Annotated in this window: 15 protein-coding genes; all 15 read right to left on the bottom strand. The window is 49.2% G+C overall.

What is annotated here, in order from left to right; all coding sequences use genetic code 11:
* Window positions 1-10: 10 nt before the first annotated feature.
* Window positions 11-1,843, bottom strand: a complete 1,833-nt coding sequence (gene glmS, locus IDAT_RS11005; RefSeq protein ID WP_034733583.1) for a glutamine--fructose-6-phosphate transaminase (isomerizing) — start codon at window positions 1,841-1,843, stop codon at window positions 11-13.
* A 5-nt stretch (window positions 1,844-1,848) separates the two neighbouring features.
* A complete protein-coding gene (gene glmU, locus IDAT_RS11000) occupies window positions 1,849-3,213 on the bottom strand; it encodes a bifunctional UDP-N-acetylglucosamine diphosphorylase/glucosamine-1-phosphate N-acetyltransferase GlmU (protein ID WP_034733581.1) in 1,365 nt (454 codons plus the stop codon).
* A 176-nt stretch (window positions 3,214-3,389) separates the two neighbouring features.
* Window positions 3,390-3,806, bottom strand: coding sequence for a F0F1 ATP synthase subunit epsilon (locus IDAT_RS10995; protein WP_034733580.1), 417 nt, complete (start codon window positions 3,804-3,806; stop codon window positions 3,390-3,392).
* A gap of 16 nt (window positions 3,807-3,822) precedes the next feature.
* Window positions 3,823-5,208, bottom strand: a complete 1,386-nt coding sequence (gene atpD / locus IDAT_RS10990; protein WP_034733578.1) for a F0F1 ATP synthase subunit beta — start codon at window positions 5,206-5,208, stop codon at window positions 3,823-3,825.
* 39 nt (window positions 5,209-5,247) lie between these two features.
* Window positions 5,248-6,120 (bottom strand): F0F1 ATP synthase subunit gamma, encoded by an 873-nt coding sequence (atpG, locus tag IDAT_RS10985; RefSeq protein WP_034733575.1) that lies wholly within the window; start codon window positions 6,118-6,120, stop codon window positions 5,248-5,250.
* Between the two features lie 58 nt (window positions 6,121-6,178).
* Window positions 6,179-7,720 (bottom strand): F0F1 ATP synthase subunit alpha, encoded by a 1,542-nt coding sequence (atpA, locus tag IDAT_RS10980; RefSeq protein ID WP_034733572.1) that lies wholly within the window; start codon window positions 7,718-7,720, stop codon window positions 6,179-6,181.
* 14 nt (window positions 7,721-7,734) lie between these two features.
* On the bottom strand, window positions 7,735-8,268 hold the full coding sequence (atpH, locus tag IDAT_RS10975; RefSeq protein WP_034733571.1) for a F0F1 ATP synthase subunit delta: 534 nt from the start codon (window positions 8,266-8,268) through the stop codon (window positions 7,735-7,737).
* Window positions 8,269-8,286: 18 nt separating this feature from the next.
* A complete protein-coding gene (atpF, locus tag IDAT_RS10970) occupies window positions 8,287-8,757 on the bottom strand; it encodes a F0F1 ATP synthase subunit B (protein WP_034733569.1) in 471 nt (156 codons plus the stop codon).
* A 48-nt stretch (window positions 8,758-8,805) separates the two neighbouring features.
* Entirely contained in the window at window positions 8,806-9,039 is a 234-nt protein-coding gene (gene atpE / locus IDAT_RS10965) for a F0F1 ATP synthase subunit C (protein WP_034733567.1), read from the bottom strand.
* A gap of 54 nt (window positions 9,040-9,093) precedes the next feature.
* The gene (gene atpB / locus IDAT_RS10960) at window positions 9,094-9,951 is read right to left on the bottom strand and encodes a F0F1 ATP synthase subunit A (RefSeq protein WP_034733566.1); all 858 of its coding nucleotides are present in this window, start codon (window positions 9,949-9,951) and stop codon (window positions 9,094-9,096) included.
* Between the two features lie 16 nt (window positions 9,952-9,967).
* Window positions 9,968-10,354: an ATP synthase subunit I gene (locus tag IDAT_RS10955; RefSeq protein WP_034733565.1), complete on the bottom strand. Its 387-nt coding sequence runs from the start codon at window positions 10,352-10,354 to the stop codon at window positions 9,968-9,970.
* 76 nt (window positions 10,355-10,430) lie between these two features.
* Entirely contained in the window at window positions 10,431-11,336 is a 906-nt protein-coding gene (locus tag IDAT_RS10950; RefSeq protein ID WP_034733564.1) for a ParB/RepB/Spo0J family partition protein, read from the bottom strand.
* A 14-nt stretch (window positions 11,337-11,350) separates the two neighbouring features.
* A complete protein-coding gene (locus tag IDAT_RS10945) occupies window positions 11,351-12,148 on the bottom strand; it encodes a ParA family protein (protein WP_034733563.1) in 798 nt (265 codons plus the stop codon).
* A gap of 6 nt (window positions 12,149-12,154) precedes the next feature.
* Entirely contained in the window at window positions 12,155-12,775 is a 621-nt protein-coding gene (rsmG, locus tag IDAT_RS10940) for a 16S rRNA (guanine(527)-N(7))-methyltransferase RsmG (RefSeq protein ID WP_034733562.1), read from the bottom strand.
* 2 nt (window positions 12,776-12,777) lie between these two features.
* Entirely contained in the window at window positions 12,778-14,679 is a 1,902-nt protein-coding gene (gene mnmG / locus IDAT_RS10935; protein ID WP_034733561.1) for a tRNA uridine-5-carboxymethylaminomethyl(34) synthesis enzyme MnmG, read from the bottom strand.
* Between the last annotated feature and the right edge of the window lie 300 nt (window positions 14,680-14,979).

Below are 14,979 nucleotides of genomic sequence, written 5' to 3'. Positions count from 1 at the left end.
AACGGTGGAATTACTCCACCGTTACCGATTTAGCAAGGTTGCGCGGCTGATCGACGTCGGTGCCTTTGATGATGGCAACGTAGTACGACAGCAACTGCAATGGGATGGTGTAAACGATTGGGGCGATGAGTTCATCGCAGTGGCCAACGTTCATCACGCGCATGGTGTCGTCACTCTTGAAGTGGGCATCGCGATCGGCGAATACATACATGATACCGCCACGGGCGCGCACTTCTTCGACATTTGATTTGAGCTTCTCGAGCAGCTCGTCATTCGGTGCAACCACGATAACCGGCATCTCGGCGTCAATCAGTGCCAATGGACCGTGCTTAAGCTCGCCTGCGGCATACGCTTCGGCATGAATGTACGAGATCTCTTTCAGCTTCAACGCACCTTCCATTGCAATCGGGTATTGCGAACCACGACCAAGGAATAAGCTGTGATATTTGTCAGCAAATTCTGGCGCTAAAGCTTCAATGTCATCACTCAGCAGTAGCGCTTCTTCGAGTTTCGCCGGTAGCGTTTTCAGACTCGCTACGATTTGTTGTTGTTTATCACCGCTCAGGCCGCGTGATTGGCCCAGCGCTAACACCAACATCAGTAAACCTACCAATTGGGTGGTGAAGGCTTTCGTTGAAGCGACGCCAATTTCAGTACCTGCGCGGGTCATGTAGGCTAAGTCTGACTCACGCACCATGGAAGACGTAGCAACGTTACAGATGGTTAATGAGCCTTTATAGCCAAGCTCTTTCGACAAGCGCAATGCCGCTAAGGTATCTGCCGTTTCGCCTGACTGCGAAATGGTCACCAACAAACTGTTGGCATGCACGTGCGACTGGCGATAGCGGAATTCAGAAGCAATTTCGACATTGCACGACACTCCCGCTAACGATTCGAGCCAATAACGCGCCACCATGCCCGCATGGTAAGAAGTACCACAGGCGACAATTTGCACGTGTTCAATGTCTTTCAGCAACTGCATCGAACCTTCGCCAAAAGCATTCTCGGCCACACGTCCTTCGACCAAACGGCCTTCGAGGGCGTTACGTACCGCCGCTGGTTGTTCGTGGATCTCTTTCAGCATGAAGTGGCGATAATTACCTTTACCACCAGCATCGTATTGACCGTCTGACTCGTGGATCGCTCGCTCAACGCGTTGACCTTTGGCGTCATAGACTTTCACGTCAGTACGCGTAATGTCCGCCATGTCACCTTCTTCGAGGTACATGAAGGTGTGCGTGACCGGTAACAGCGCCAATTGGTCAGAAGCGATGAAGTTCTCGCCAATACCCAGGCCAATCACCAGTGGACTGCCTGAACGGGCGACCACCAGACGGCCCGGCTCACGGCAATCCATCACCACGGTGCCATAGGCACCTTCAAGCTGCTTCACGGCAGCCTGTACCGCTGCAAATAAATCACTGTGCGATTTCTGCTCGTGATGCACCAAGTGGCAGATCACTTCAGTATCGGTATCCGATTGGAATTGGTAACCCAACGCGCGCAGTTGCTCGCGTAACTTGTCGTGATTCTCAATAATGCCGTTATGCACCACGGCAATACAGTTATTCGAAACATGCGGGTGGGCGTTGGCTTCGGTAACCCCACCATGCGTCGCCCAACGGGTATGAGCAATACCCGTGGTGCCCGCTAGCGGATGTTCACCCACGGCGTCTTTCAATGCTTGCACCTTGCCCGTGCGACGAACAGTTTCAATGCGGCCGTCTTCGCTCAATACCGCTAAACCGGCAGAGTCATAACCACGGTACTCAAGGCGTTTGAGGCCCTCTAATAGAATTTCGCTGATACGGCGCTCAGAAGTTGCACCTACAATCCCACACATACTGCTTATCCCTTTTTCTGTGGCCGTTGCCAGCCCGTAATGTTGCGTTGCTTACCGCGCGCAATGCCCAATTCGTCATCCTCGACGTTTTTGGTAATAGTTGAGCCAGCACCGACGGTGGCTTGTTTACCTACGCGTACGGGCGCGACTAATGAACTGTTTGAACCTATGAATGCGCCATCGTCGATTTCAGTTACCGATTTATTGACGCCATCGTAGTTGCACGTGATAGTGCCAGCGCCAATATTGACGCCATCACCGACAATTGCATCGCCCAGATAGGTCAAATGATTGGCCTTTGAACCTTTGCCTAGGCGGGTCTTTTTCATTTCGACAAAATTACCGACTTTCGCACCCTCGGCAAGCACTGACCCTGGGCGCAAACGCGCGTAAGGGCCAACCTCACAACGCTCAGCCACGTCCGCTTGCTCAACAATGCTGTGTGACTTAATTTGGGTATGCGCGCCAATGCGGCAATTTCGCAAGATACAGTTGCTTTCGATCACAACCCCTTCGCCCAGTTCCACTTCACCTTCAAAAATAACGTTTACGTCGATGACCACATCATTGGCAATTTTTACTGAGCCACGCACGTCCACACGCGCAGGGTCGAGCAGGGTGGCACCGTCAACCATCAATTGCTGGGCTTGGCGTAACTGATAAGCCCGCTCTAACATTGCCAGCTGCTGACGATTGTTCACCCCTTGCACCTCAGCAAACTCCTGCGGCTGAGCGTAAGCAATCTCCACGTTTTCCGCGGCCGCCATTTGCACGATGTCAGTGAGGTAATATTCACCTTGCGCATTATCATTGGAGAGCTGACTCAACCAACGTTTTAACGCTTTACCACTGGCCATCATGATGCCGGTATTAATTTCGGTAATTTGGAGTTGCTCGGCTGACGCGTCTTTATGTTCAACAATGCCGACGATGGCATTTTTGCTGTCGCGAATCATGCGGCCGTAGCCAGTCGGGTCGGGGACATCCACGGTAAGAATGGCAAAATCAGTGGCTTTTCCCACCTCAACGAGCTTTTGTAAGGTTTCAACACGCGTAAGTGGTACGTCGCCACACAAAATCAATACGTGTTCATCGTCGTTCAGATACGGCAATACTTGCTGCACGGCGTGGCCGGTACCCAATTGCTCTGCTTGTTCGACGAAATTAAGTTGCTGCCCACCAAGCCGCTCAAGAAGCGCCTCGGCACCATGGCCGTAAATCACATGAATGGCATTCGCATCAAGCTGACGAGCGCTATCGATCACATGTTGCACCATGGGTTTATGGGCAACAGGATGCAACACTTTTGGCAATGCTGAACGCATGCGGGTGCCCTTGCCGGCGGCAAGTACCACTACACTCAAAGACATGAATCCTTCCATTTGTTGGTGGTTAATAGTTAGTGCTCTATTTTAACGCCATTACAGTAAATTAACAGGCGAAAAATAGCGTTGTAGCGCCTAAGCTTAGCGACTTTGCAGAATATTTGCACAAACAAAAAGCCCAGCACAAGGCTGGGCTTTATCATGTACTCGGCTGGAGCAAATTATTTGCGGATTTTGCGAATAATCTGCAATTGTGCCAACGCCCGCGCAAGTTCGGCAGCCGCTTCTGCGTAGCTGAGGTCCGAACTTGAATCGGCGATTGCTGCTTCAGCGCGTTTTTTCGCTTCAAGCGCTTGTTGTTCATCAAGCTCTTCACCGCGAACCGCTGTATCAGCCAGAACCGTGACGTTGTGAGGCTGCACTTCCAGCACACCACCCGCAACGTAGATGATTTCTTCATCACCGCCTTGCTTCACGACCCGCACCATACCTGGTTTGATTTTCGTGATTAACGGCGCGTGACCAGGGTAAATACCCAACTCACCTTCGCTACCGGTCACTTGCACGGTCTCAACGGCGCCAGTAAACAAACTGTCTTCAGCGCTGACCACGTCAAGGTGTACAGTTTTTGCTGCCATTTAAACCTCCCGGTTCTTACATTTTCTTGGCTTTTTCGACCGCTTCTTCGATGCTGCCAACCATGTAGAACGCTTGTTCTGGAAGGTCGTCGTAATCACCGTTTAAGATGCCTTTAAAGCCAGCAATGGTGTCTTTCAATGCAACGTATTTACCAGGTGAACCGGTGAATACTTCGGCAACGAAGAACGGCTGCGACAAGAAACGTTGAATCTTACGCGCACGTGATACGGTCATCTTGTCTTCTTCTGACAATTCGTCCATACCCAAGATCGCGATGATGTCTTTCAGTTCTTTGTAACGCTGCAACACCGACTGTACGCCACGGGCTGTCTCGTAGTGTTCTTTACCGATCACTAACGGGTCCAACTGACGTGAAGTTGAATCGAGTGGGTCAACCGCTGGGTAGATACCCAAAGACGCGATATCACGTGACAATACAACTGTCGCATCCAAGTGCGCGAAAGTGGTCGCTGGTGAAGGGTCAGTCAAGTCATCCGCAGGTACGTATACCGCTTGGATTGAGGTGATTGAACCGGTCTTGGTTGAAGTAATACGTTCTTGCAATACACCCATCTCTTCAGCAAGTGTAGGCTGATAACCTACCGCTGATGGCATACGACCCAACAATGCAGATACCTCAGTACCGGCTAGGGTGTAACGATAGATGTTATCTACGAAGAACAAGACGTCACGACCTTCGTCACGGAACTTCTCTGCCATGGTCAAACCGGTCAACGCGACGCGCAAACGGTTACCTGGAGGCTCGTTCATCTGACCGTAGACCAATGCTACTTTGTCGAGGACGTTTGAATCTTTCATCTCGTGATAGAAGTCGTTACCTTCACGGGTACGCTCACCAACACCTGCGAATACTGAGTAGCCGCTGTGTTCGATTGCGATGTTCCGGATCAACTCCATCATGTTTACGGTTTTACCTACACCGGCACCACCGAACAGACCGACCTTACCACCTTTGGCGAACGGGCAAATCAAGTCGATAACTTTGATACCTGTTTCCAAAAGTTCAGTCGCGTTTGACTGTTCTTCATACGAAGGTGCAGCGCGGTGAATTGACATGCGCTCTTCTTCGCCGATGTCACCCGCTTCATCAATCGGGTCACCTAATACGTTCATGATACGACCGAGGGTCTGTTTACCCACTGGTACCATGATAGGTTCACCGGTATTTTCAACGCTAGTGCTACGACGCAATCCGTCGGTAGTACCAAGTGCGATTGCGCGCACGATACCGCCGCCTAACTGCTGCTGTACTTCCAGGGTCAGACCCTTGAGGTCACCGTCGGTCACCTTCAGCGCGTCGTAGACCTTTGGCACTGACGATTGTGGAAATTCGATATCCACAACGGCGCCAATTATTTGCACGACCTTACCTTGACTCATGACATTTCCTCTAACTCTAAAATTCTTGCAAGCTTCGCCTTAAACCGCTTCGGCGCCCGATACAATTTCCGAAATTTCCTGCGTAATCGCTGCCTGGCGTGCTTTGTTGTACACCAATTGCAACTGATCGATGAGGTCTTCGGCGTTGTCGGTAGCGGCTTTCATTGCCACCATCCGCGCTGCCTGCTCACTCGCAATGTTGTCCACTACACCTTGGTACACGGTTGATTCAACGAAACGACGAATCAAGGTATCAAGAATTGACTGTGGATCTGGCTCGTACAAGTAGTCCCAGCTACCTGACTGTACGCGTTCACGCTCTTCACCGTCAGCTTTTGGCAACGGTAGCATTTGCGCTATCGTTGGCTCTTGCTTCATGGTGTTGACAAACTTGTTGTACACCACGTAAAGACGGTCGATGCTGCCCTTATCGAACGCATCTAGCATGACTTGTACCGTACCGAGCACATCATTCACGCTAGGCTTGTCACCAAGTCCTGACGTTTGTGCGAGTAAACGGCCTCCAAAGCGTTTAAAGAAACCCGTTGCCTTGCTGCCAATAGCTGCAAAATCAACTTCGACGCCGTTATCTTGTTGTGCTTTAGCATGCTTCACCACCGCTTTAAATTCGTTGGTGTTCAAGCCGCCACACAAACCGCGGTCAGTTGAAATCACAATGTAGCCAACTCGTTTCACTTCGCGTTCTTCTAGGAACGGATGCTTGTATTCCAAGTTAGCGTGGGCAACATGGCCGATCACCTTGCGAATGCTGTCGGCATACGGGCGGCTTGAAGCCATCCGTTCCTGCGCCTTTTTCATTTTTGACGCAGCAACCATCTCCATTGCGCTGGTGATCTTCTGAGTATTGTTAATACTCCCGATCTTGGTTTTTATCTCTTTACCGCCGGCCATGATAATCTCCTGTTAACTCAACGACGTGTGGCCACTCTTTCGATGTGGCCACTTCGGTTTACCAAGTTTGCGTTTGTTTGAAGGTTTTTAAGCCTTCATGCAACTTGGCTTCGATGTCGTCGTTATAGTTGCCAGTTTTATCAATATCAGCCATCAGATCGGCGTGCTCGCTACGCATGTAGCCGATTAATGCACGTTCGAAGTCGAGGATCTTGTCTTGTGCCACATCTTTCAAATAGCCTTTTTCAGCCGAGAAGATAGACACAGCCATGTCCGCAACGCTCATTGGCTCATATTGGTTCTGTTTCATCAGCTCAGTGACGCGCTGACCGTGTTCTAGCTGTGCGCGTGTTGCTTCATCAAGGTCAGAAGCAAACTGGGCGAACGCCGCAAGTTCACGATACTGGGCCAAGGCCAAACGAATACCACCACCAAGTTTCTTAATGATCTTGGTCTGTGCAGCACCACCTACACGCGATACCGAGATACCTGCGTTAACAGCAGGGCGGATACCGGCGTTGAACAAGTCAGTTTCTAGGAAGATCTGACCGTCGGTGATGGAGATAACGTTGGTCGGTACGAATGCCGATACGTCACCTGCTTGGGTTTCGATGATTGGCAACGCGGTCAACGAACCGGTTTGGCCTTTCACTTCACCGTTGGTGTATTTTTCAACGTAGTCAGCATTCACTCGTGCTGCACGCTCAAGTAGGCGTGAGTGGAGGTAGAATACGTCACCAGGGTAAGCTTCACGACCTGGCGGACGACGTAGCAACAATGAAATTTGACGATAAGCAACAGCTTGCTTCGACAAGTCATCGTAGACGATCAACGCGTCTTCACCGCGGTCACGGAAGAATTCACCCATGGTACAACCAGAGTAGGCTGCCAAGTATTGCAACGCTGCTGATTCAGAAGCAGATGCTGCAACTACGATGGTGTTTTCTAACGCACCGTGCTCTTCAAGTTTGCGAACCACCGCAGCGATGGTCGATGCTTTCTGACCGATAGCAACGTACACACACTTGATGCCAGTGTTTTTCTGGTTAATGATGGCGTCAACGGCCAACGCGGTCTTACCGGTTTGGCGGTCACCGATCACCAACTCACGCTGGCCACGACCGATTGGAATCATCGCGTCAATTGATTTGTAACCAGTTTGAACTGGCTGATCAACCGATTGACGTTCGATAACGCCAGGTGCGATTTTCTCAACAGGTTCAAAACCTTCCGCATCAATTGGACCTTTACCATCGATTGGCTCACCTAGGGTGTTTACGACACGACCTAACAGAGCGCGACCTACTGGTACTTCCAAGATACGGCCAGTTGATTTTACTTTTACGCCTTCTTGCAGGTCCGCATATGGACCCATAACAACGGCGCCTACAGAATCACGTTCTAAGTTCAACGCGATAGCGTAACGATTGCCAGGAAGCTCAATCATTTCACCTTGCATACAATCAGCAAGGCCATGAATGCGGATGATACCGTCGGTTACAGAAACGATAGTACCTTCGTTACGAGCTTCACTGACCACTTCGAACTGTTCAATTCGTTTTTTGATCAGCTCTGCGATTTCATTTGAATTCAGTTGCATGCTCAAGTCCCCAATTAGGATTGCAGTGCGTGGGCAAGCCGTTCGAGCTTACCGCGCACCGTACCGTCAATAACGGTGTCACCAGCTTTAATGTATAAGCCACTGACAATCGCTGCATCGACACTGCAATTCAGCTTAACTTTGCGTGAAAAACGTTTTTCCAACGTTTGCGCTAGATTGTCCTGCTGTTGCTGCGTCAATTCAGTCGCAGCGGTCACCTCTACTGTCACTTCCTTCTCGTATTCGGCGCGAAGGTCAGCGTAGAGCTGTACCACAGCTGGTAATGCCTTTAAGCGTTCGTTTTCTGCCATTAAGCGGACAAAATTCTGGCCGTTTTGGTCCAGTTGTTCACCACAGACATTAATGAAAACGTCGACTTTTTTCTCTAGCGTTTCGGCGCTACTCAAAAAGGCTGACATTACTTCGTCTTCTGCTACCGCAGCAGCAAAAGCGATCATCTCATGCCATTTTTCGATAGCGCCTTTCTCTAATGCAAAATCAAAAGCTGCTTTTGCATAGGGGCGAGCAACCGTAGTCAATTCTGACATTTGCACAAACCCCTTTGGTTAGAGTTCAGCGACCAGTTTTTCAACGATGTCACTGTGAGCGTCTTTATCAATTTCACGCTCAATGATTTTGCTTGCACCAGCAACGGCAAGTACCGCCACTTGCTTGCGCAATTCTTCACGTAAACGGTTACGCTCTGCGTCGACTTCGGCGTGACCAGCAGCAACGATTTTCTCGCGCTCTTGCTCACCACGCTTTTTGCCTTCTTCAATCGTTTCGTCCGCGCGTTTTTTCGCTTGGGCGATGATTTCAGCAGCTTGCGCTTTCGCGTCTTTAAGTTCGTCAGCTACTTTAGCCTGCGCTTCTTCAAGACGCTTCTCAGCTTTTTCACCAGCAGCAAGGCCGTCGGCAATTTTCTTCTGACGAGCTTCAATCGCATTGTTCAGCGGTGGCCAAACAAACTTCATGCAGAACAGCACGAAGACGATAAACGCGATTAATTCACCGATCAGGGTCATATTTAAACTCATAGACCCACCCTCCTATTCGTTCAGTTGTTCGAAATGATGTAACGAGCCTTACAGAACGAACAACAGAACCATGGCGATACCAACACCGATCATTGCTACCGCATCGATCAGACCCGCCAAGATGAACATTTTAACTTGCAGAGAAGGCGCTAATTCTGGCTGACGTGCACACGCTTCCAAGAATTTACCACCCATGTTACCGAAACCAACTGCAGTACCGATTGCACCGAAACCGATCAAAAGTGCTACAGCGATATATTTAAGACCTAACATTAGTTCCATTGTTTTCTCCGATATTTCAAAGGTTGAAGTTAAAAATAAAAGTTAATACCAAAACTAGTGACTTTCTGAGCTAGCCATACTTAAGTAAACGATGGTCAGCATCATAAATACGAACGCTTGCAGCACGATTACCAGAATATGGAATACCGCCCAAACGAAGTGCAATGGCAACTGCAATAGGCCAATGGCACCAATCAAGATGAAGATCAATTCACCCGCATACAAGTTACCGAACAGACGCAGCGCGAGCGAGAATGGCTTCGCTACTAACGCGATGGTTTCAAGCAACAAGTTGAACGGAATCAATAAGATTTGTACAAAGGTGTTGCTAGAGTTGAACGGATGCAAAGTAAGCTCTTTGATGAACCCACCGATACCTTTCATGCGGATACCGTAGCCAATCATCAATAAGAATACACCCAGTGCCAATGCCGCTGTCATGTTGATATCGGTAGTTGGTACGATCTTCATGTACACGTCGTGAGAGTCGACGCCGAAGAAGGTTTCTCCGGTCCAACCGGCAAACGCAGGTAAGAAGTCGACCGGAATCAAGTCCATCAGGTTCATCAGGAAGACCCAGACGAAGATGGTCAACGCCAATGGCGCGATCAATTTACTCTTGCCGTGGAAGGTATCGCGCACGTTGTCAGATACGAATTCAACGATCATTTCGATGAAACACTGGAGCTTGCCAGGTACACCGGTGTTCGCTTTTTTCGCCGCGCTACGGAATATCATCAAGAACAGAATGCCCAGTCCGATAGACCAAGCGAGTGTGTCAATATGCCACGTCCAGAACCCGGCTTCACTACACGCTTTATTAAAGGCAAAACCGTCATCGGTCATGCACATTTTAGCGTTCGTCAAGTGGTGCTGAATGTGGCTTTGGAGCGTTAACTCTTCTGCAGCCATCTTAATTCCCACAATTTTAAGTTGATTTTAAAAACAAAATCGGTGCTAGCCATTGCACGATCAGAACTGCGATGTAGCCGCTACAAACCGCTACTAGCGGGAGCGTTGTAAACACCAACAGTGCTACGAGCAACACTACGGTAAAGATTATTTTTAATGCTTCACCGGCAAAAAAATTGCTGACGACTTGCGTTGCCGCCCGCGCGCCGCCTGCAGCAAAAGCGCGCCATGCAAAGAGTGCGGTTGGAATCATCACGGCCATGCCGCCGCCAACAACACCCCAAAAATATTCGTATGAGGTCGCCATGGAAAAGAAACAGGCCAGCAGAAAAATTGTTCCTGCTTGGGCTCGCAATAGCTTTATCGCTAGTTGTTTTCCGGCGCTATTTAACGTCACACTCACGGGCTAAGAACCTCAAGGTAAAAGCCCGCGATAGTATAAAGATTTGCGCTCTAATTGCAACAAAATGCAAACTGCTTTAGGCGTCTTCACTTAATTGAAAGTGCGTAAGGATGCCATCGAGTTCGTCTAAACTACTGTAATTAATCACCACTTTACCTTTACCTTTGCGGCCGTGATTAATCGCAACAGCTGCACCTAAGCGCTCACTTAAACGTTGCTCAAGGCGCTGAATATCAGCGTCTGGCTGTTTCGGAGCGGTCGGTTTTTTCGGCTCTAAGGTCAAACGGACGAGCTTCTCAGCTTCCCGCACGGTCATTGCTTTAGCGGCAATAGTGCGCGCGATCTCGCTTTGTTGTTCGCCTTGCAGTGCAAGCAGAAGTTTGGCGTGGCCATGTTCAATATCGCCACGTTCAAGGAGAGTTTTGGTTTCTTGTTCTAAATTATTCAAACGCAACAGGTTGGTGACGGTCGCGCGTGATTTACCAACAGCATCCGCTACTTCTTGATGGGTAAGTTGGAATTCATCGAGCAAACGCTGCAACGCCGTTGCTTCTTCCATTGCATTTAAATCTTCACGCTGAATGTTTTCAATCAGCGCAATGGCTACTGCGGCTTCATCAGGCACGCTTTTCACTAAGCAAGGAACTTCGCTTAGACGCGCCATTTGAGCTGCACGCCAACGGCGCTCACCGGCAATGATCTCGTATTTATCGGTTTCTAACTCACGCACCACTATCGGTTGAATGATGCCTTGCGCTTTCACCGAGGCGGCGAGATCTTCAAGCGCCTCAGGCGACATATCTTTGCGTGGTTGGTATTTACCTGGTTGCAAAAATTCGATGGGCAGTTTCTGCAGTTCACCTTTGGTCAGGTCAACATCCTTGACTGCGTCATCACTGCTTTGTTCTTGATCACGTGCATGCTTGCTAGTGGTCAGTAACGCATCTAATCCGCGTCCAAGTCCTCGTTTTTTGGCAGACATAGTGCTTGCTTCCCTCAGGCTTCAGCCGCTGATTCGGCTTTTTTTAATTGTTCTGCGCGGCGAATGAGTTCACCAGCTAGCGAAAGATAGGCTTTGGCGCCTGTCGACGACTTGTCATAATACATGGCAGGCGCGCCGAAGCTTGGTGCTTCAGCTAAGCGCACATTGCGTGGAATCACGGTACGATAGACTTTCGCACCAAAGTGCGCCTTCAACTGCTCGGAAACGTCATTGGCCAGACGGTTACGCGGATCGTACATGGTGCGCAGAATGCCTTCGATTTGTAATCGTGGATTCACCGCTTCAGCAAGGCGTTCAATGGTGTCCATGAGCGCTGTGAGGCCTTCAAGGGCGTAATATTCACACTGCATCGGCACCAATACAGAGTCGGCAGCCGCCATCGCATTGACGGTCAACATACTGAGTGAAGGCGGGCAATCGATAAAAATAAAATCGTAGTTGTCTTGCACCGGTTTCAGCGCATTGGCTAAGCGTTGCTCACGTGCAAAGGTTTCCATGAGCTTGACGTCAGCGGCGGTGACGTCGCCATTGGCGGCAACAAGGTCATATTTACCATTGGTTTCGGTAACGATAACTTCGCTCGCTGGCTTCTGATCGACTAACAGTTCGTAAGCTGTATTCTCGACTTCATACTTGTCGACACCACTCCCCATAGTGGCGTTACCTTGCGGATCTAAGTCGATGAGCAATACTTTGCGTCGGGTTGCCGCCATCGAGGCAGCCAAATTCACTGCAGTGGTCGTCTTACCGACGCCGCCTTTTTGATTTGCGATTGCAATGATTCTACCCACGTGACGCTAACCTCTTGTTTTTATAATAAGTAAATGACGCTCGGCAGCGACGTCTGGCACTTTAAGTGGAATGACGTCGGTCACAGTATAGTTGGCTGGTAAAGCCGCTATTTCTGCTTCGGGATAGATGCCTTTCAAGGCATAAAATGCGCCTTCAGCAGAAGGTAAGTGCGCACACCAAGTGAGCATATCACTAAGCGAGGCGAAGGCTCTACTTATCACACCATCAAATTTAGTCGGGTCTTGGTAATCTTCCACTCGACTTTGCACCGCTTTAACATTCTTAAGCCCCAGCTCGTGACAGACCTGGCGGATAAAACGAATGCGCTTGCCTAAGCTATCTAACAATACAAATTCGCGATCAGGACAGACGATGGCCAGCGGTAATCCTGGTAAACCAGGCCCGGTGCCGACATCGATAAAGCGTTTACCCTGTAGATGCGGTAACACTACCAAACTATCGACAATATGGCGACTGAGCATTTGCTGCGGATCGCGCACTGAAGTTAAATTGTAAGCCTTATTCCATTTGTCGAGCAAGGCGACCAATTGCAACAGTTGTTGCTGTTGCACTGCCGGGATATCAAGACCAGCAGCATCAATAAGTTGAGCTAATTTTGCTTGCATGCTTATGCGCTTTTCCGTAGCAACCCTTGTTTTTTCAAATGCACCAACAGCATCGAAATAGCCGCCGGTGTGATCCCCGAAATACGTGCCGCTTTGCCGACAGTCTCGGGCTGATGCGCGTTCAATTTGGCGATAACTTCGTTCGACAAGCCCTTGATGCTGGCATAGTCGAAGTTCAACGGTAACTTGGTGTTTTCGTGACGTAATTGTTTCGCAATTTCATCTTGCTGACGCGCAATATAACCAGCGTATTTGGTTTGAATTTCAACTTGTTCAGCGGCTTCTTGGTCGCTCAAGCCGGGGCCTAAATCGCTAATTTGCATCATCGCAGCGTAAGTGATTTCTGGCCGACGGAGTAAATCTTCTCCGTTGACCTCTTTGGTGATTGGCGTTTTCACCAACTCGTTTACCGCCGTTACAGCTGGATGATCTTTGTGGATCCAAGTGCTGCGCAACCGTTGTTGCTCTTGTGCGATGGCTTCCATTTTTTCGTTGAATCGTGCCCAGCGTGCATCATCGACTAAGCCCAAGTTACGACCTTGTTCGGTCAAACGCATATCGGCATTGTCTTCGCGTAGCAACAAGCGGTATTCAGCACGTGAAGTGAACATCCGATAGGGCTCTTTGGTGCCTAAGGTTGAAAGATCGTCGATCAATACGCCCATGTATGAATTATCACGACGTGGTGCCCATGGTTCTTTGTCTTGCGCTTGCAAAGCAGCATTGAGACCTGCAACCAAACCCTGTGCACCGGCTTCTTCGTAGCCCGTGGTACCGTTAATTTGCCCAGCAAAGAACAAACCTTGAATGTATTTGGTTTCCAGCGTCTGCTGCAGATCACGAGGATCAAAATAATCGTATTCGATGGCGTAACCAGGGCGCGTAATATGCGCATTTTCGAAGCCTTTGATCGAACGCACCAATTCTACTTGCACGTCAAACGGCAAACTGGTTGAGATACCATTTGGATAGACTTCATGAGTATTCAATCCTTCAGGTTCAACGAAGATCTGATGCGAGTTCTTGTCGGCAAAGCGCATGACTTTGTCTTCGATCGACGGACAATAGCGCGGACCGACACCCTCAATAACACCGGAATACATCGGCGAACGATCCAGACCACCACGAATAACATCGTGGGTACGTTCGTTAGTGTGCGTGATGTAGCAACTAATTTGCTGCGGATGATCTTCAGGTTTGCCCATAAACGAGAACAACGGCGTGGGTGTGTCACCAGGCTGTTCTTGCATCACTGAAAAATCGATCGATTTGGCGTCAATCCGCGGCGGTGTACCGGTTTTTAACCGGTCCACTCGTAGTGGTAACTCACGTAAGCGTTTGGCCAAAGCATTGGCTGGAGGATCGCCTGCACGTCCGCCTTGATAATTATTCAAACCAATGTGAATTTGTCCGCCTAAAAACGTCCCTACGGTCAAAACAACGGTTTTCGCACTGAATTTCAAACCCATTTGAGTGACCACACCAACGACACGATCATTTTCGACGATCAAGTCATCGCAGGCTTGCTGGAACAAACTTAGGTTTTCTTGATTTTCAAGTAGATTACGAATGGCAGCTTTGTACAGCACGCGATCAGCTTGGGCACGTGTGGCTCGAACTGCTGGGCCTTTCGATGAATTGAGCGTGCGAAATTGAATCCCTGCACGATCAGCAGCTATTGCCATGGCACCGCCTAGGGCATCAATTTCTTTCACCAAATGACCTTTACCAATACCACCAATGGCTGGGTTACATGACATTTGTCCCAGTGTCTCGATATTGTGCGTCAGCAACAATGTTTGACAGCCCATGCGAGCTGCAGCAAGCGCTGCTTCGGTGCCGGCATGTCCTCCACCAACGACAATAACGTCGTAATGCTGATGGTAAGAAGCGTGGTTTGACATAAAGCTTTCCAGATAACCTAAGTGAAAAAATGTAGCCGTATAGTTTAACGCTAAATGGCTTAGATCGAAACGGTTAAATTTCGTTCACTAGTGCTTTTTCATTTTTGACGAAAAGGCTTTAAAGATCATTAAAAAAAGAAAAGGATCTTTTGTTTAGATCTTTTATTGCTATTACTACTAGCATTGAGAATTCTGTGGATAACCGACTGCAAGTCAATTGGATCAAGGATCAAAACGATCCATTAAACTGTGATCAATACCTGATCCTTGTTCTGATCAACCGGTGGATAACTTAGGTGT

Origin of the sequence: Pseudidiomarina atlantica (genome assembly GCF_000753735.1) — a bacterium.
Classification (GTDB): domain Bacteria; phylum Pseudomonadota; class Gammaproteobacteria; order Enterobacterales; family Alteromonadaceae; genus Pseudidiomarina; species Pseudidiomarina atlantica.
This window is presented reverse-complemented; position numbering and strand designations above follow the sequence as displayed.

Coding starts and splice junctions, on each gene's coding strand:
- glmS (WP_034733583.1), bottom strand. CDS start 1,843: ATGTGTGGGATTGTAGGTGCAACTTCTGAGCGCCGTATCAGCGAAATT.
- glmU (WP_034733581.1), bottom strand. CDS start 3,213: ATGTCTTTGAGTGTAGTGGTACTTGCCGCCGGCAAGGGCACCCGCATG.
- IDAT_RS10995 (WP_034733580.1), bottom strand. CDS start 3,806: ATGGCAGCAAAAACTGTACACCTTGACGTGGTCAGCGCTGAAGACAGT.
- atpD (WP_034733578.1), bottom strand. CDS start 5,208: ATGAGTCAAGGTAAGGTCGTGCAAATAATTGGCGCCGTTGTGGATATC.
- atpG (WP_034733575.1), bottom strand. CDS start 6,120: ATGGCCGGCGGTAAAGAGATAAAAACCAAGATCGGGAGTATTAACAAT.
- atpA (WP_034733572.1), bottom strand. CDS start 7,720: ATGCAACTGAATTCAAATGAAATCGCAGAGCTGATCAAAAAACGAATT.
- atpH (WP_034733571.1), bottom strand. CDS start 8,268: ATGTCAGAATTGACTACGGTTGCTCGCCCCTATGCAAAAGCAGCTTTT.
- atpF (WP_034733569.1), bottom strand. CDS start 8,757: ATGAGTTTAAATATGACCCTGATCGGTGAATTAATCGCGTTTATCGTC.
- atpE (WP_034733567.1), bottom strand. CDS start 9,039: ATGGAACTAATGTTAGGTCTTAAATATATCGCTGTAGCACTTTTGATC.
- atpB (WP_034733566.1), bottom strand. CDS start 9,951: ATGGCTGCAGAAGAGTTAACGCTCCAAAGCCACATTCAGCACCACTTG.
- IDAT_RS10950 (WP_034733564.1), bottom strand. CDS start 11,336: ATGTCTGCCAAAAAACGAGGACTTGGACGCGGATTAGATGCGTTACTG.
- rsmG (WP_034733562.1), bottom strand. CDS start 12,775: ATGCAAGCAAAATTAGCTCAACTTATTGATGCTGCTGGTCTTGATATC.
- mnmG (WP_034733561.1), bottom strand. CDS start 14,679: ATGTCAAACCACGCTTCTTACCATCAGCATTACGACGTTATTGTCGTT.